Source organism: Ruegeria sp. A4 (assembly GCF_056543025.1).
On sequence record NZ_JBQGAW010000004.1, the window covers coordinates 70,910 to 86,942 of the forward strand.

The following is a 16,033-nucleotide window of genomic DNA, read 5'->3' on the forward strand; positions in this document are numbered from 1 at the left end:
TATCGCGGCTCAACAGAACAGAAGCATTCACAGCCGCCGGATCAGGGAGTTTTCATTTAGATGTTTACCGTTTGCAAGCCCGTAAGCAAGCTGGCGAAAGCCGCCATTGCCCTGACGACCGCAGCGTTTCTGGCCGCTTGTGAGCCGGGCGGCGTTGGGGGTGGCCCTTCGATTGACACGTCGAATCCTGTTCCGGTTGCTTTGCTGGTTCCCCGCTCGGGCGACGCCGCGCTGGCGCAGAGCCTTGAGAATGCGGCCCGTATGGCAATGTCCGATCTGCCTAACGTCAAAATCGACCTGCGTGTTTACGATACGGCAGGAAACCCGACCACGGCGACAGCGGTGGCCCAGCAGGCCGTTGCCGAAGGCGCCAAGATCATTGTCGGCCCTGTTTACGCCCAGGCGGCAAACGCTGCCGGACTGGCCGTACTGAACAATAACGTGAATGTTCTTTCGTTCTCGAACAACACCAGCATTGCGGGTGGCAATGTATTTGTACTTGGACCGACCTTTGAAAACACCGCCAACCGGCTGGTGAATTATGCGGGCAGGCAAGGCAAAACGAACACGGTTATCGTGCACAGCAATGATGCCGCGGGGCAAGTGGGGCAAGCTGCCATCGCCAATGCTCTGGCAAACAGCCGGGTCAACAATGCGGGAACGGTCGGATACGACCGGTCGCAGCAGGGTGTCATCAACTCGGTTCCCACCATCAAGGCCACCGTCGATTCGACAGGGGCGGACTCGATTTTCATGACGGCAACGACAGCGGGTGCCTTGCCACTTTTCTCGCAATTGCTGCCTGAGGCCGGCGTTTCTCCGGCGACGACACAATTCATCGGTCTGACCCGTTGGGATATCCCCCCGCAAACGCTGGAGCTGCCGGGCGTGCAAGGGGGATGGTTCGCCCTGCCCGACCCGTCAAAGGCCCAAGCCTATCGTCAACGGTACAACGCGACATATGGAGAAGCGCCACATCCGATCAGCGGTCTGGCCTATGACGGAATAGCGGCGATTGGTGCTTTGGTCAGCCAGGGCAAATCCAATGCTCTGACCGGTGCTGCCCTGACGCAAAATGCCGGTTTCCAGGGTGTTGGCGGCATCTTCCGCCTGCGCCCGAACGGCACCAATGAACGCGGCCTTGCCGTAGCGACGATTCAGAATAAACAGGTGGTTGTGATTGACCCTGCCCCGCAAAGCTTCTCTGGTGCCGGTTTCTGAGCGATCGGGCGAGACCATGGCGCCGGATGGCGCGCTAATTTGCCCTGCCGAAAACATCTTTGACAGCGTCAGCGTCAATGATGCGCTGGCCGAGGTGTTCGAGACCAGCTCTGACAACAGCAAAATGCGTTCTGAAACAGTGCGCATTCTGCGCGACGCTCAGAAAGCGGGTCGCAAAGCCATTGCCGATGCCTTCAGCGAGCGTCCGTTCGACGCGCGTGCGCTGACCCGGTCCTATACCTACCTGACGGACCAGCTGGTCGGAACCGCGATGCTGGTCTCCAGCACGCGCCTGCACCCGCTTGCGACGCCAACACAAGGTGAAAAGATCGCCGTACTGGCCGTTGGCGGATATGGGCGCGGTGAAATGGCACCGTCTTCTGATGTCGATCTGCTGTTTCTGACCCCGTACAAAATCACCGCCTGGGCCGAGAGCGTCATTGAATCGATGCTTTATATCCTTTGGGATCTCAGGCTTAAGGTCGGGCATTCCTCGCGCACGATCAAAGACTGCCTTCGGCTGGGCACCGAGGATTTCACGATCCGCACGGCAATGCTTGAACAACGCTATTTGGCGGGCGACAAGGCGTTGGCCGACGAGCTTGAGCGACGCCTGAAAACCGAGCTGTTCAAAGGAACCGAGCGGGAATTCATCGAAGCCAAACTGAACGAACGAGATGAGCGGCACCTGAAACAGGGAGAGCGCTACAAGGTCGAACCCAATGTGAAAGAGGGCAAAGGGGGGTTGCGCGACCTCCAATCCCTCTACTGGATCGCAAAGTACATCTATGGCGTTCAGGACGTGGCCGAACTTGTGCCTTTGGGTCTGTTCACTCCGGAAGAGTTCAAGACCTTCGTTCAGGCCGAAGAATTTCTTTGGGCTGTTCGTTCGCATTTGCATCTGGTGACGGGTCGCGCCACCGAGCAACTGACCTTTGACATGCAGGTCGAGGTTGCCGCGCGCATGGGCTATGAGGATCACGCCGGTCGCCGGGCGGTCGAGGTGTTCATGCAACGCTATTTCCGCGAAGCCACGCGTGTGGGCGAGTTGACGCGGATTTTTCTGACGAAGCTTGAGGCGCTGCACGTGAAAGGCGCACCTTTGCTGGAGCGTATTTTCCGCAGACGCCGGCGGGTCAAAGCGGGATACCGGGTTGTTCACGGTCGTCTGGACATAGCGGACCCTGACAAATTTCTGTCCGACAAGGTAAACCTTCTGCGCCTGTTCGAAGAAGGCTTGCGAACGGGAATGCTGATCCATCCGGATGCCATGCGTCTGGTGGCGGCAAATCTGCATCTGATCGACGACGAAATGCGAAATGACAAAGAAGCGCGGCGCATCTTTCTGGACCTGATGCTGAAACACGGCAACCCAGAGCGAGCCTTGCGGCGGATGAACGAACTGGGTGTACTGTCCGCCTTCCTGCCCGAGTTCGAGCCCATCGTGGCAATGATGCAGTTTAACATGTACCACAGCTATACGGTGGACGAGCATACCATCCAGTGCATCGTGAACCTGGCCCAGATCGAACGCGGAGAGCTGATCGAATCGCTGCCTCTTGCCTCTTCGATTCTGAAAGGTGGGGTCAATCGCAAGGTGCTGTATGTCGCCCTGTTGCTGCATGATATCGCAAAGGGACGACCCGAAGATCACTCGATTCTTGGAGCACAGATCGCGCGCAAGGTGGCACCACGACTGGGCCTGAACAAAGCAGATTCGGAAACGGTCGAATGGCTGGTGCGTTATCACCTGCTCATGTCCGATATGGCACAGAAACGTGACATTTCAGACCCCCGCACAGTGCGTGATTTCGCCAAGGCAGTTCAAACCGTCAAACGGCTGGACCTGTTGACCGTTCTGACCGTCTGCGACATTCGCGGCGTGGGGCCGAACACATGGAACAACTGGAAAGCCACGCTTTTGCGTGCCCTTCACGCCGAAACCAAGCGCGCGCTGGAAACCGGGATGGAGGACCTCAACCGCGCCAATCGCGGCGCCGAGGCAAAGAAAGCCCTGCGCACCGAACTGGCAGCCTGGTCCAAGGCCGACCTCAAATCCGAGACGGGGCGCCACTATGACCCATATTGGCAGGGTCTCAATCTGGCCACACATGTCGAGTTTGCGAACATGCTGCGTGCGCTGGAACAAAGCGGCGACCCCGGCGCGATGGAGATCCGCCTGCAACCGGACGAGGATCGCGACGCAACCCGAGCCTGTTTTGCGATGGGCGACCACCCCGGTATCTTTGCCCGCATTGCCGGCGCGCTGGCCCTGGTCGGCGCCAATGTCGTTGATGCGCGCAGCTATACGACCAAAGACGGCTACGTCACCGATGCATTCTGGATTCAGGACGCCGAAGGGCACCCGTTTGAAGCCTCGCGCCTGCCACGTCTTACGCAGATGATCCACAAGACATTGCGCGGCGAAGTGGTTGCGAAGGAGGCGTTGAAATCACGCGACAAGATCAAGAAACGCGAGCGTGCCTTCAACGTTCCAACGCATATCACCTTCGACAATGACGGTTCTGAAATATACACGATCATCGAAGTGGACACCCGCGACCGTCCGGGGCTGTTGTTTGACCTGACCCGGACCCTCGCCGCAGCGAATGTCTACATCGCCAATGCCGTGATCGCGACCTATGGCGAACAGGTGGTCGATACGTTTTACGTCAAAGATATGTTCGGCTTGAAATACCATTCGGAAAGCAAGCAACGTGGGCTTGAGGCCAAGCTGCGCAAGGCGATCACCGAAGGTGCTGAGCGTGCGGCCTCATGAAGCAGATCCGTTTGTTTTCAGGCCTGTTCACGGTCGGCTTCTGGACGCTGGCCAGTCGAATACTGGGGTTTCTGCGGGAAATTCTGCTGACCGCCTTCATCGGCCCCGGGCCGGTGATGGATGCTTTCGTCGCGGCCTTTCGCCTGCCGAACATGTTCCGCCGCTTTTTCGCCGAAGGTGCGTTTAACGCTGCTTTTGTGCCCATGTTCTCGAAACGGCTGGAGGCGGACGAGAACCCCCAGGGGTTCGCGCAGGATGCGTTCAACCTGTTGGCCGTGGCCGTTCTGGCGCTGGTCGGGCTGGCCATGGTTTTCATGCCGGGTCTGGTGTGGCTGACGGCCGAAGGGTTCTATGGGGATGAACGTTTCGATCTGGCCGTGGACTATGGCTATGTCGTGTTCCCGTATATCCTTTTCATGTCCTTGGCGGCGTTGTTTTCGGGGGTATTGAACGCCACCGGCAGGTTCGCAGCGGCCGCAGCGGCACCTGTTTTGCTGAACATCTTTGCCTGCACCGCGCTGATCGCCGGGGCCATCTCTGGCGGCGAGGTGATACGATGGCTGATCTCGGTCATTCCGGTCGCCGGCGTCGCACAACTGGTGCTGGTCTGGGTGGCGACCGAACGTGCAGGTATCCGTATCCGCCCCGGCCTGCCCCACCTGACGCCCGAGATGCGCCGGATGGTCCGCATCGCTGTTCCCGCCGCCTTGGCCATGGGGGTTACGCAGGTCAATCTGGTGGTCGGACAACTGGTGGCGTCAAAGACCGAAAAGGCCGTGAGTTGGCTGTTTGCCGCGGATCGCCTGTACCAACTGCCTTTGGGCGTCGTCGGAATCGCCATTGGCATTGTCCTGCTGCCTGACCTGTCCCGCCGCCTGCGCGCCGACGACAAAGAAGGGGCCCGCAACGCGTTTTGCCGCGCCGGGGAATTCATGCTGCTGTTGACGTTGCCCTCGACCGTGGCGTTCCTGATCATCCCGAACCCGCTGGTTTCGGTGCTGTTCGAACGGGGACAGTTCAGTCCCGAGGATACCGCTGCGACAGCGCTGGCGGTCGCGATTTATGGCATCGGTCTACCTGCATTCATGCTGCAAAAACTGCTGCAACCCCTTTTCTTTGCGCGCGAAGATACGCGTTCCCCGTTCCGCTATGCGGTGGTCGCAATGGTCGTGAACGCGGCCTTGGCGTTTGGCCTATTTCCGCTGGTGGGTTGGATCGCCCCTGCGATTGCCGCGTCAACTGCCGGCTGGGCCATGGTTGTTCTTCTGGCGATCGGCGCACGTCGTATGGGCGAAGAAGCGCGTTTCGATGACCGTTTCAGGGCACGTGCGGGCCGGATCGTTCTGGCCTCGGTCGGTATGGGCGCGGTCTTGTTTGCGTTGATCCACTTCTTGGGTTGGACGCTGGACATTCCCGGCTGGCGCTATCTTGCGCTTTTGGTCCTGATCGTGGTCGCCGCCGTCTCGTATTTCTGTCTTGGTCATGTCCTGGGAGCGTTCAAATTGTCAGAGTTCAAACGCGCCTTGCGCCGGGCCTGATCAATCGCGGCGGATGCGCCCGACGATCCGGGCCCAGGCCCCCGGCGCCACCAGAAATGACATGCCAAAGCCGGTGGCAAACCCGCCCAGATCGGCGACCCATTCCGCGTTTCCGCCGAAGATCAGACCAAACAGGAACTGAATGCCCATCAGAACGGCGATCAGTTGGAACGCCCTTGCCTGATTTGCCCCCACAAGCGACAGTTTGCGCCACAACAACCACGTGAATGCTCCGATCAGGCCATAAACAGGTGGAAACCCTCCGATCAGGGGATAGCGCGGGTCCAGCAAAACGGCGTAGGTCAACGCGCCGCCAATCCCCGAGACGACGAAGATCAGCAGCATGGGGACACCACCAAAAACCTCACCAACCATTTTTCCCATCGCCAGAACGAAGACACAGACAAAAATCGCCTGCGTAAAGTTGGCGGAAACAAAGGGATAGGTCACGAACCGGACCAGATGTTCGAACGGCCAACGCCCGTTCAGCACCATCCAATCGAAAATATCCGCCGAGAAGGCATAGTGCTGTATCGCGTCCAGACGCCAGCCCACGGCCGCCGGCCCTCCGATCAAACCGCGCGATCCCAGCGTGAAGGCCAGTTCGACGCCGATGATAAACAGAACCAGCGCCACCACAACGGGCGGCAACGGGTTTACGGCGGGTGTGTAATGCTCACTGCTCATTGGGATGGCCTTTCGCGGCTGTTGACGTCCCTTTGCCTCATGGGTAAGCGACGGGGGCTGATTTTTCCAGACAGGAGTTCCCTTTGATGACCGAGACCCAGTTCACGCCCCGCGTGTTTTCCGGCGCACAGCCTTCGGGTAACCTGCACCTCGGCAATTATCTCGGTGCGCTTCGGAACTGGGTGAGAATGCAAAGCGAGGAATTTGAAACCATCTATTGCATGGTCGATCTTCATGCAATCACGGTCTGGCAAGATCCAATCGAGTTGCAGCATGCAACGCGGGAGCTTTGTGCCGGTTACATCGCTTCTGGACTAAACCCCGAAAAATCGATTTTGTTCAATCAAAGCCAAGTGCCGGAACACGCGCAACTGGCTTGGATATTTAACTGTGTTGCTCGTATGGGTTGGATGCAGCGCATGACCCAGTGGAAGGACAAGGCCGGCAAAAACCAGCAGAACGCTTCGCTTGGCTTGTTTGCCTATCCTGCTCTGATGGCTGCGGACATCCTCATCTACCACGCGACCCACGTACCGGTCGGGGAAGACCAGAAACAGCATCTTGAGCTGACTCGCGACATCGCCATCAAGTTCAACAACGATTTCGGCGTCGATTTCTTTCCCGTCACCGAGCCGGTGATCGAAGGTGCGGCCACACGGGTCATGAGCCTGAGGGACGGATCAAAGAAGATGTCGAAATCCGATCCTTCTGACATGAGCCGGATCAACCTGACGGATGACGCCGAAGCGATTGCCAAGAAAATCCGCAAAGCCAAGACCGACCCTGATGCTCTCCCGTCAGAGGCCGAAGGGCTCGAGGACCGCCCCGAGGCGCGTAACCTGGTCAATATCTACGCGGCCCTGAACGATCAAACCATCGAACAGGTTCTGTCCGAAGTAGGCGGCAAGCAGTTCGGTGAGTTCAAACCGATGCTGGCCGATCTGGCAGTGGCGAAACTGGCTCCGATCTCGACCGAAATGTCACGCCTGATGGGGGATCAGGCCGAGATTGACCGGATTCTCGCCCGCGGCGCCGAGCGCGCACGTGAAATCGCTGCTCCGATCCTGCAAAAGACTTACGAGATCGTTGGCATGGTCGGCGCCGCATCACGCTGATTGCACTGGACCTTCGCCTGACGCCCTCCTAGGGTTTGCCTGAATCAAAGGAGGGCGTCATGGCAACCGGCACGAACATCCGGACCTATTTTCAAGGCCAATGGCATGAGGGGGACGCACCCATCATGCGCGCGGCGGATCATGGCGCCTGGCTGGGATCTTCGGTCTTTGACGGCGCGCGATATTTTGACGGCGTGGCCCCGGATTTGGAGGCCCATTGCGCACGGGTGAACCGGTCAGCCGAAGCCTTGATGCTGACGCCGACCATGACGACCGAACAGATGGTCGAGTTGGTACGCGAAGGGTTGCAGGCCTACAGCCCGGACACAGCCGTTTACATTCGCCCGATGTACTGGGGGATCGACGGTGACAGCACGGCAATAGTCCCGCAGGAAAACAGCACCGGTTTTGCCATCTGCCTGGAAGAAATCCCGATGGCCCCGGAAACCGCGTCGGCCACTCTGTCGACCACGCGCTTCCGCCGCCCGGTTCTGGAAAGCGCGGTCGTAAACGCCAAGGCGGGGTGCCTTTACCCCAACAACGCCCGCATGCTGCAAGAGGCGCGCTCGAAAGGCTTTTCCAACGCTTTGGTGGCCGATGCGATGGGGCATGTGGCGGAAACGGCGACGGCCAACATCTTCATGGTGAAGGATGGCGAAGTCTTTACACCGATCCCGAACGGAACCTTCCTGGCCGGCATTACCCGAGCACGGCATATCAAAAACCTGCGCGCAGATGGAGTAAAGGTCCACGAAACGGTTCTGAGCTTCGAGGATTTCCACGAGGCCGACGAGGTCTTCATGTCCGGCAACATGAGCAAGGTCACACCGGTAACTGCGCTGGAGGATACGCAATTTCAGGTGGGTCCTGTTGCTCGCCGTGCCCGCGCGCTTTATTGGGATTGGGCTGCAAGCGAACGCTAGCGCAAAGCCTCAGGCTTGCCCGAGTTGCCAGCGTGCGATCGGTCGGGCATGATCCCGGAAACCTAAAGAGGATACCCATGCGTAAGTTCCTAGTCGTTCTGGATGACAGCCGCGAATGCCTGAACGCGATGCGGTTTGCCGCGATGCGGGCTGCCCATACCGGAGGTGGTGTGACGGTCCTATCTGTCATCCCGCCCGACGAGTTCAATCACTGGATCGGTGTGGCCGAAACCATGCGTGAAGAAGCCCGCGAACGTATCCACGCGCATTTCGAAGTGTTTGCCAAATGGATGCGGGACAAGCAGAACGTGGAACCTGAACTGGCCATTCGCGAAGGTGATCCCGTGGCACAGATCATTGAACATGTTCAGTCCGATCCCGAGATTGGTGTTCTTGTACTTGGGGCGGGGACCGACAAAAAAGGTCCTGGTCCCTTGGTGACTCAACTGACGAAGAATTCGGGGAGCCTGCCGATTCCGATCACGATCGTTCCGGGCAATCTGAGCAAAGAGAAGCTGGAAGAAATAACCTGAGGCGCGGCGATGGCGAAGACGATACAGTTTTGGTTCGAATTCGCCTCGACCTATTCCTACCTCAGCGCGATGCGGATCGAAGCGGCCGCGCAAAACAAAGGCGTTGCCATTGAATGGCACCCGTTCCTGTTGGGTCCGATTTTCGCGGAACAAGGATGGCGCACCTCACCTTTCAACCTGTATCCGGCCAAAGGGCGGTACATGTGGCGCGATATGGAACGTCTGTGCAAGGCGCGCGGGCTTCCTTTTGCAAAGCCTGATCCATTTCCGCAGAATTCGCTCAGGGCAGCACGTCTGGTTCTGGCCATAGAGGATCATCGGGAACGGGCTGCGTTTGTTCGGGCCGTCTTCAGCGCCGAATTCGGCGCCGGGCAGAATATCTCAGAGGACAGCGTACTGGCCTCCTGCCTCGAAGAGGCAGGGCTGCGCAGCAGCCTGATGAACCGCGCAGGGGACCCGGAAATAAAACAGGCCCTGTTCGAACAATCTGCCCGCGCCAAGGCGCTTGGTCTGTTTGGTGCACCAAGTTTTCTGGCCGGGGAAGAGTTGTTCTGGGGCGATGACCGTCTGGATGACGCATTAGAATACTCTTCCACAATTTAGAATCGTTCCAAATCTTGACTTCCCGTGCGCCTGCGCGCATATCAGAAGCACATCAGACGGAGCGCCCTCATGTTCATCCAGACCGAATCCACCCCCAATCCGGCCACGTTGAAATTCCTGCCCGGCCAAACGGTGCTGGAAGCTGGAACAGCGGATTTCCCAACTGCGGAAGCGGGCGAAAAATCGCCTCTGGCCAAACGCATTTTTGCGGTCAACGGTGTGACTGGCGTGTTTTTTGGCAACGATTTTGTCACCGTTACCAAATCGGACGACGTTCAGTGGGACCACATCAAACCGGCCATTCTTGGCGCGGTGATGGAGCATTATCAATCCGGCCAACCTGTTATGGGCGCAGATTCCGCCGGAGCCTCGGGCCATGCCGAGCACTCTGGTGAAGACGCTGATATCGTCAACCAGATCAAGGACTTGCTGGACAGCCGTGTGCGTCCTGCCGTGGCTCAGGATGGGGGTGATATCACGTTCCACGGGTTTGATCGCGGCGTGGTCTATCTGCACATGCAGGGGGCCTGCGCGGGTTGCCCGTCTTCGACATTGACCCTGAAGATGGGCATCGAAAACCTTCTGCGCCATTACATTCCAGAAGTGACCGAGGTTCGCCCTGTTGCCGTCTAACCCGACGATTCTGGCATTTGACACATCGGCCGCGCATTGCGCGGCCGCTTTGTTGCGCGATGGCGAAATCGTGACGTCTCGTGCCGAAGCAATGTCACGCGGACAAGCCGAACGATTGATTCCGCTGTTGGAAGACGTTCTGGCGGAAACCGGATGTGATTGGGCCGGTTTGGACGCGATCGGCGTTGGGATAGGGCCCGGGAACTTCACCGGCATCCGTATTTCGGTTTCGGCCGCGCGGGGTCTTGCACTTGGGCTGGAAATCCCTGCGGTCGGAGTTTCCGGCTTCGATGCCTTGCGTGAGCTGGCGGAAGACGGGCAGATACCGGCGATCCCTGCCCCACGCGACCAAGTTTATGTGAAAATGCCCGGTGCCGATCCGTGTCTCTTGCCTCGGGCCGAAGCGGAACTTGGCGGGCCGTTGTTCTCCTGCTCTGACCCTGCCTTGCTGGCACAATCCATCGCCCTTGTGGCCGCACGGCGCTGGGATCGTACCAGTTTGCCGCCGGCACCTTTGTACGTCAGGCCCGCCGACGCGGCTCCGTCCCGTGATACCCCCCCTGTCCTGCTGAACGAATGACACCGCGCGAGATGGCATCGACCCATGCCGCAGCGTTTTCGCACTCGCGCGGCTGGACAGAAGATGAATTCGCCGCCCTTCTTGAAAACCGCTTTACTCATGCCGTCGGAGATTCCCGGTGCTTTGCACTGTTTCAGGTGATTGCGCGCGAAGCCGAGTTGCTGACAATTGCGACCCACCCTTCGTTTCAAAGGCAAGGCCTGGCACTTCGACTCATGCAGGAATGGCATGATCAAGCGATCGATTTGCAGGCAACGCGTGCCTTTCTGGATGTCGCGGCCGACAACATTGCGGCCATTTCCCTGTACAATCGATGCGGATATCGGCAGTGCGGGCTGCGCAAGGCGTACTATGCACGCGAAACGGGCCAGAAAACTAATGCACTCGTAATGGAATGCCGCCTGCCCCTACGGCAATCGCCCGTTTTTTAGACCATTTGGTCAGAATTCAGTTGACCATGGTGGTTGCAAACCCCCTTAATACCCGCCATCACAACAGTTATGCTCGCTAAAAGTGGGTGAACGGGGCTAATCTGACCCTGTGCCAACAAAATAAAATTGGGAGACTGAAATGACCCTGATGAAATCCTTGATGGGTGCTGCTGCTGCCGTCGCAATGTCAGCCGGAGCGGTTCTGGCCGAACCGGCGGTGATCTTTGACCTGGGCGGCAAGTTCGACAAGTCCTTCAACGAGGCCGCCTATAACGGCGCGCAGCGCTGGGCGAATGAAACCGGCGGCAAGTATCTGGAAATCGAAATTCAGGCAGAACCGCAGCGCGAACAGGCCCTGCGCAGGTTTGCGGAATCCGGTGCAAATCCGATCATCACCATGGGGTTCGGAATCGCTGACGCCCTGGCGGCTGTTGCAAGTGATTACCCCGACACCAAATTCGTCGCTGTTGACGTGACTTGGCTGGACGCTCCAAACATCCGCCAGATTGGCTTTGCCGAGCACGAGGGATCCTACCTGGTCGGCATGATGGCCGCCATGGCGTCGAAATCCGGCACCGTTGGTTTCATCGGCGGTATGGACATCCCGTTGATTCGCCATTTCGGATGCGGCTATGCCCAGGGCGCGAAGGCCGTGAACCCAGACATCAATGTTGTTGCCAACATGACAGGAACAACGCCTGCTGCCTGGAACGATCCGGTAAAAGGTTCGGAGCTTACAAAAGCGCAGATCAGCCAGGGCGCTGATGTGATTTACGCTGCGGCCGGCGGAACCGGCGTTGGCGTTCTGCAAACTGCGGCTGACGAGGGCATCCTGTCGATTGGTGTGGACAGCAACCAGAATCACCTGCACCCAGGCAAAGTTCTGACTTCGATGCTGAAGCGTGTGGACGTCGCTGTTTATGAAGCGATGAAAGCAGGCGAAAACGTTGAAACCGGCGTTTTCATCATGGGTCTGGCCGAAGATGGGGTCGGCGTTGCCATGGATGAAAACAACAAAGAGCTTGTTTCGGTTCGCATGAGCGACGCCGTAGACGAAGCCCGCAAGGCGATCATCAACGGCGACATCAATGTTGTAAGCTATTACGAGAACGACAGCTGCCCGGCGCTGCAGTTCTGATACCGTGCGGGGCGGGAGAGTGCCTTCCGCCTCGCCACCCACTTCGCCATCCTGGCGGACAGCCGGATGGGTTTCTCGGCAGTTGAGGGCAAGACATGACCGTCCCAGCCATTGAGCTCAAAGGGATATCCAAAGCCTTTGGGCCAGTTCAGGCCAACAAAGACATCTCGATCAGCGTTGCACCCGGTACGATCCATGGGATCATCGGTGAAAACGGCGCAGGCAAATCCACGTTGATGAGCATTCTCTTCGGCTTTTACAAAGCCGACAAAGGTGAGATCTGGATCAATGGGACCAAGACCGACATCCCGGACAGCCAGGCGGCCATCGCCTCGGGCATCGGGATGGTGTTCCAGCATTTCAAGCTGGTGGAAAATTTCACCGTACTGGAAAACATCGTACTGGGCGCCGAGGATGGCGGGTTGCTGGCGCCATCACTGGCAAAAGCCCGCAAAGAGCTAAAAGAGCTCGAGGAAGAATACGAACTGTTCGTCGATCCCGACAAGCGCATCGACGAGATCGGCGTGGGGATGCAGCAGCGGGTCGAGATCCTGAAGGCGCTTTACCGCAAGGCCGAAATTCTGATTCTGGACGAACCGACCGGCGTGTTGACCCCAGCCGAAGCCGATCAGCTGTTCCGCATTCTCGACCGACTGCGGTCCGAGGGCAAAACAGTCATCGTGATCACGCACAAACTGCGCGAGATCATGGAAAACACCGACACGGTATCGGTTATGCGGCGCGGGCAAATGACGGCCACGGTCAAAACATCCGAGACCAGCCCCGAGGAGCTGGCCGAACTGATGGTCGGCCGCAAGGTTCTGCTGCAAGTCGACAAAGTGCCCGCGACGCCCGGCAAACCCATTCTCGAGATCGAAAATCTCAGCGTTTTTGATTCGGCGGGCGTTGAACGGGTCAAAAACATCGATCTGACCGTGCGCGCAGGTGAGATCGTCGGCATCGCCGGCGTGGCCGGCAATGGTCAATCCGAACTGCTGGAAGTTCTTGGTGGAATGCGCCCCGGACAGGGCACGATCAAGCTGAACGGCGAACCGCTGGCACTGAGTGGGGCCGGATCAGATGGTCAGGCCCGCCGCGCGCATCACATCGCCCACGTGCCCGAAGACCGGCAGCGCGAAGGCCTGATCATGGACTTCCACGCCTGGGAAAACGTGGCCTTCGGATATCACCGCGACCCGGCCTATAAACGCGGTATCTTCATGGACAACGCGGCGTTGCGCGCCGATACCGAAGCCAAGATCGAAAAATTCGACGTCCGCCCGCCCAATCCCTGGCTGGCAGCCAAAAGTTTCTCGGGCGGCAATCAGCAGAAAATCGTTGTCGCCCGCGAGATTGAACGCAACCCTGACCTGCTGCTGGTCGGGCAACCCACTCGGGGCGTGGACATCGGCGCCATCGAGTTCATTCACAAACAGATTGTTGCGCTGCGTGATCAGGGCAAGGCAATCCTGCTGGTGTCGGTCGAACTGGAAGAAATCTTCTCGCTCTCGGACCGGATCGCGGTGATGTTTGACGGACATATCATGGGAGAACGCCTGCCCCATGAGACAGATGAAAAAGAACTGGGCCTTCTGATGGCCGGTGTTGCGGGAGAGGCCGCGTAACATGGAAAAAATGCCTAAATGGGCCGATGTCATTCTGATCCCCCTGATCAGTCTGATACTGGCCGCAATCCTTTCGGCGCTGGTCATCCTTGCCATCGGCGAAAACCCTGTCGAGGCCGTCAAATTGATGGTCACTGGTGCGCTGGGATCGACTTATGGCTGGGGCTATACGCTCTATTACGCGACCAACTTCATGTTTACCGGTCTTGCGGTGGCCGTCGCCTTCCATGCCCGTATGTTCAACATCGGGGGCGAAGGTCAGGCGATGCTGGGCGGGCTGGGCGTGGCCATGGTCTGTCTTTATGTCGACTGGCCGCATTGGAGCATTGCCTTGCTTGCCGCCTGCGCGGCATCGATGCTGTTCGGCGCGCTCTGGGCGGCCATTCCGGCCTATCTTCAGGCAAAGCGTGGCAGCCATATCGTGATCACCACGATCATGTTCAACTTCATCGCCGCTGCTTTCCTGAATTACATGCTGGTCAATGTCATGCGGCCCCAAGGGTCGCAGGATCCGGCCACCGCGCGGTTCTCTGAAAGCGTGCATCTGCCCTCTTTCCAGGAGATGTTCTCGACCGCAGAGAATGTTGTTTTCCGCGGCGCCCCGGCGAACATCACCTTTTTCATCGCATTGCTTGCCTGCGTCGTAGTCTGGGCACTGATCTGGCGCACGCGTCTGGGTTATGAAATCCGGGCTTACGGCCATTCCGAGACCGGCGCTGTCTATGCCGGTATTTCACCTGTGCGCATCACGATTGTCGCGATGCTGATTTCCGGCGGGCTGGCAGGGTTGATGGCCATCAACAATGTCATGGGCGAAGCCGAGCGACTTGTTATGAACTCGACCGAGGGCGCGGGTTTCATTGGCATCGCCGTGGCTCTGATGGGGCGTTCACATCCGTTCGGTGTGTTTCTGGCTGCGCTCTTGTTCGGATTTCTGTATCAGGGCGGCGCCGAGCTGGCGCTGTGGGCTTCGATTCCGCGGGAACTGATCGTGGTCATTCAAGCCCTGGTCATCCTGTTCACCGGCGCATTGGACAACATGGTGCGAATGCCGCTTGAAAAACTTTTCCTGGGTATGCGGAAGAGGGCTGAGTGATGGAATTTTTTGTAACCCTCATTCAGGTTCTGGATTCGACCATTCGCCTGTCCACGCCACTGCTGCTTGCCTGTCTGGCCGGTCTGTTTTCGGAACGGGCCGGGATCTTCGACATCGGCCTCGAAGGCAAAATGTTGATGTCAGCGTTCTTTTCGGCTGCAATCGCAGCTGTCACAGGGTCGGTTTGGCTGGGCCTGCTGGCTGGTATCGCATCCTCTTTGTTGCTGTCGGGCCTGCACGGGCTGGCGTCGATCACCTTCCGGGGCAACCAATTGATATCGGGCGTGGCCATCAACTTTCTGGCCTCGGGCCTGACCGTCCTGGTCGCGCAAAGCTGGTTTCAGCAAGGTGGTCGTACACCGTCCCTGTTTGGCGGGGGCCGGTTCGAACCGATCAACTTCCCATTCGCCGAGTCCCTCGGCGGTGTGCCAATTGTTGGTCCCATCTATTCCGAATTGCTCTCGGGCCACTCGATCTTGGTTTATGTCGCGTTCCTGATGGTTCCGGCCACCTGGTGGATTCTGTATCGCACCCGGTTCGGTCTGCGCCTGCGGGCGGTGGGTGAGAACCCGGCCGCAGTGGACACCGCCGGTGTCTCGGTGGTTGGCCTGCGGTTCGCCGCCGTCGCCATCTGTGGTTTGCTGTGCGGCATCGCAGGCGCCTATCTGGCTACGGCCTTGCAGGCAGGGTTTGTCAAGGAAATGACCGCCGGTCGTGGATTTATCGCCTTGGCCGCCCTGATCTTTGCCAAGTGGCGCCCGTGGCATGCCATGTGGGCCTGCTTGCTGTTTGGTCTGCTGCAAGCGATCGCGCTGCGGTTCCAAAATATCGACCTGGGTGGCGTCGTGATTCCCGTGCAGGTGATGGACGCCCTGCCCTATATTCTGACGGTGGTGATCCTTGCCGGCTTCGTCGGCAAAGCCATCCCACCTCGGGCAGGCGGAGAACCCTACGTCAAAGAGCGCTGATAAGGCCAGTTCCGAACTGAGTTTCAGTCCTGTTCGCTGCGGAGCGGCATGCAGAGTTGATTTTGCATGCCGCAACCGTTCTAAGAGGGTATGAGTGTGTACCTTCCTGCAAACTGGCAGTTGCCCGCAGACCCGATCAGCGCAAACAGGCAGGTCTGGTCGT

15 protein-coding genes are annotated in these 16,033 nt (G+C 58.5%); 14 read left to right on the plus strand and 1 reads right to left on the minus strand.

Going from position 1 to position 16,033, the window contains the following annotated elements; all coding sequences use genetic code 11:
* Positions 1–60 precede the first annotated feature (60 nt).
* Genes ACR0E2_RS13585 through murJ form a run of 3 tightly spaced genes read left to right on the plus strand, consistent with a single transcriptional unit; the run spans position 61 to position 5,538 of the window.
* Complete coding sequence (locus ACR0E2_RS13585; protein ID WP_152456871.1) at positions 61–1,221, plus strand: penicillin-binding protein activator; 1,161 nt, start codon at positions 61–63, stop codon at positions 1,219–1,221.
* Positions 1,181–4,000 carry a [protein-PII] uridylyltransferase gene (locus ACR0E2_RS13590; RefSeq protein ID WP_371813364.1) on the plus strand — a complete coding sequence of 940 codons (2,820 nt, stop codon included), beginning with the start codon at positions 1,181–1,183 and terminating at the stop codon, positions 3,998–4,000. Before ACR0E2_RS13585 ends, ACR0E2_RS13590 begins: the two co-directional genes overlap by 41 nt.
* On the plus strand, positions 3,997–5,538 hold the full coding sequence (gene murJ, locus ACR0E2_RS13595; protein ID WP_480446763.1) for a murein biosynthesis integral membrane protein MurJ: 1,542 nt from the start codon (positions 3,997–3,999) through the stop codon (positions 5,536–5,538). The genes ACR0E2_RS13590 and murJ overlap by 4 nt, the downstream gene beginning before the upstream one ends.
* Here the strand turns inward: murJ and ACR0E2_RS13600 are convergent, their stop codons facing one another.
* Positions 5,539–6,225: a rhomboid family intramembrane serine protease gene (locus ACR0E2_RS13600; RefSeq protein ID WP_480446764.1), complete on the minus strand. Its 687-nt coding sequence runs from the start codon at positions 6,223–6,225 to the stop codon at positions 5,539–5,541.
* Positions 6,226–6,311: 86 nt separating this feature from the next.
* Here ACR0E2_RS13600 and trpS point away from each other — a divergent pair, with 86 nt between their 5' ends.
* The 11 genes from trpS to ACR0E2_RS13655 all read left to right on the plus strand — a co-directional run bounded on the left by trpS (position 6,312) and on the right by ACR0E2_RS13655 (position 15,870).
* Positions 6,312–7,340, plus strand: a complete 1,029-nt coding sequence (gene trpS / locus ACR0E2_RS13605) for a tryptophan--tRNA ligase (protein WP_171641678.1) — start codon at positions 6,312–6,314, stop codon at positions 7,338–7,340.
* Between the two features lie 59 nt (positions 7,341–7,399).
* A complete protein-coding gene (locus tag ACR0E2_RS13610; protein WP_170346396.1) occupies positions 7,400–8,263 on the plus strand; it encodes a branched-chain amino acid aminotransferase in 864 nt (287 codons plus the stop codon).
* A 77-nt stretch (positions 8,264–8,340) separates the two neighbouring features.
* Complete coding sequence (locus tag ACR0E2_RS13615) at positions 8,341–8,796, plus strand: universal stress protein (RefSeq protein ID WP_152456865.1); 456 nt, start codon at positions 8,341–8,343, stop codon at positions 8,794–8,796.
* A gap of 9 nt (positions 8,797–8,805) precedes the next feature.
* Positions 8,806–9,399: a 2-hydroxychromene-2-carboxylate isomerase gene (locus tag ACR0E2_RS13620; protein ID WP_171229761.1), complete on the plus strand. Its 594-nt coding sequence runs from the start codon at positions 8,806–8,808 to the stop codon at positions 9,397–9,399.
* Between the two features lie 69 nt (positions 9,400–9,468).
* A complete protein-coding gene (locus tag ACR0E2_RS13625) occupies positions 9,469–10,032 on the plus strand; it encodes a NifU family protein (protein WP_152456863.1) in 564 nt (187 codons plus the stop codon).
* Positions 10,022–10,612: a tRNA (adenosine(37)-N6)-threonylcarbamoyltransferase complex dimerization subunit type 1 TsaB gene (tsaB, locus tag ACR0E2_RS13630; RefSeq protein ID WP_480446765.1), complete on the plus strand. Its 591-nt coding sequence runs from the start codon at positions 10,022–10,024 to the stop codon at positions 10,610–10,612. Before ACR0E2_RS13625 ends, tsaB begins: the two co-directional genes overlap by 11 nt.
* Entirely contained in the window at positions 10,609–11,043 is a 435-nt protein-coding gene (locus ACR0E2_RS13635; RefSeq protein ID WP_480446766.1) for a GNAT family N-acetyltransferase, read from the plus strand. The genes tsaB and ACR0E2_RS13635 overlap by 4 nt, the downstream gene beginning before the upstream one ends.
* 139 nt (positions 11,044–11,182) lie before the next feature.
* Positions 11,183–12,181: a BMP family lipoprotein gene (locus ACR0E2_RS13640; protein ID WP_171119679.1), complete on the plus strand. Its 999-nt coding sequence runs from the start codon at positions 11,183–11,185 to the stop codon at positions 12,179–12,181.
* A gap of 95 nt (positions 12,182–12,276) precedes the next feature.
* Positions 12,277–13,806, plus strand: coding sequence for an ABC transporter ATP-binding protein (locus ACR0E2_RS13645; protein ID WP_171233094.1), 1,530 nt, complete (start codon positions 12,277–12,279; stop codon positions 13,804–13,806).
* A gap of 1 nt (position 13,807) precedes the next feature.
* Positions 13,808–14,902 carry an ABC transporter permease gene (locus tag ACR0E2_RS13650; protein ID WP_152456858.1) on the plus strand — a complete coding sequence of 365 codons (1,095 nt, stop codon included), beginning with the start codon at positions 13,808–13,810 and terminating at the stop codon, positions 14,900–14,902.
* Positions 14,902–15,870, plus strand: a complete 969-nt coding sequence (locus ACR0E2_RS13655; RefSeq protein WP_480446767.1) for an ABC transporter permease — start codon at positions 14,902–14,904, stop codon at positions 15,868–15,870. Before ACR0E2_RS13650 ends, ACR0E2_RS13655 begins: the two co-directional genes overlap by 1 nt.
* The last annotated feature ends 163 nt before the right edge of the window (positions 15,871–16,033 follow it).

Bases quoted from the DNA above. Each gene is read 5' to 3' on its own strand.
- ACR0E2_RS13655 (WP_480446767.1), top strand. From the start codon at position 14,902: ATGGAATTTTTTGTAACCCTCATTCAGGTTCTGGATTCGACCATTCGC.
- ACR0E2_RS13635 (WP_480446766.1), top strand. From the start codon at position 10,609: ATGACACCGCGCGAGATGGCATCGACCCATGCCGCAGCGTTTTCGCAC.
- ACR0E2_RS13600 (WP_480446764.1), bottom strand. From the start codon at position 6,225: ATGAGCAGTGAGCATTACACACCCGCCGTAAACCCGTTGCCGCCCGTT.
- trpS (WP_171641678.1), top strand. From the start codon at position 6,312: ATGACCGAGACCCAGTTCACGCCCCGCGTGTTTTCCGGCGCACAGCCT.
- ACR0E2_RS13585 (WP_152456871.1), top strand. From the start codon at position 61: ATGTTTACCGTTTGCAAGCCCGTAAGCAAGCTGGCGAAAGCCGCCATT.
- ACR0E2_RS13610 (WP_170346396.1), top strand. From the start codon at position 7,400: ATGGCAACCGGCACGAACATCCGGACCTATTTTCAAGGCCAATGGCAT.
- ACR0E2_RS13650 (WP_152456858.1), top strand. From the start codon at position 13,808: ATGGAAAAAATGCCTAAATGGGCCGATGTCATTCTGATCCCCCTGATC.
- ACR0E2_RS13615 (WP_152456865.1), top strand. From the start codon at position 8,341: ATGCGTAAGTTCCTAGTCGTTCTGGATGACAGCCGCGAATGCCTGAAC.
- ACR0E2_RS13620 (WP_171229761.1), top strand. From the start codon at position 8,806: ATGGCGAAGACGATACAGTTTTGGTTCGAATTCGCCTCGACCTATTCC.
- ACR0E2_RS13645 (WP_171233094.1), top strand. From the start codon at position 12,277: ATGACCGTCCCAGCCATTGAGCTCAAAGGGATATCCAAAGCCTTTGGG.
- murJ (WP_480446763.1), top strand. From the start codon at position 3,997: ATGAAGCAGATCCGTTTGTTTTCAGGCCTGTTCACGGTCGGCTTCTGG.
- ACR0E2_RS13640 (WP_171119679.1), top strand. From the start codon at position 11,183: ATGACCCTGATGAAATCCTTGATGGGTGCTGCTGCTGCCGTCGCAATG.
- ACR0E2_RS13625 (WP_152456863.1), top strand. From the start codon at position 9,469: ATGTTCATCCAGACCGAATCCACCCCCAATCCGGCCACGTTGAAATTC.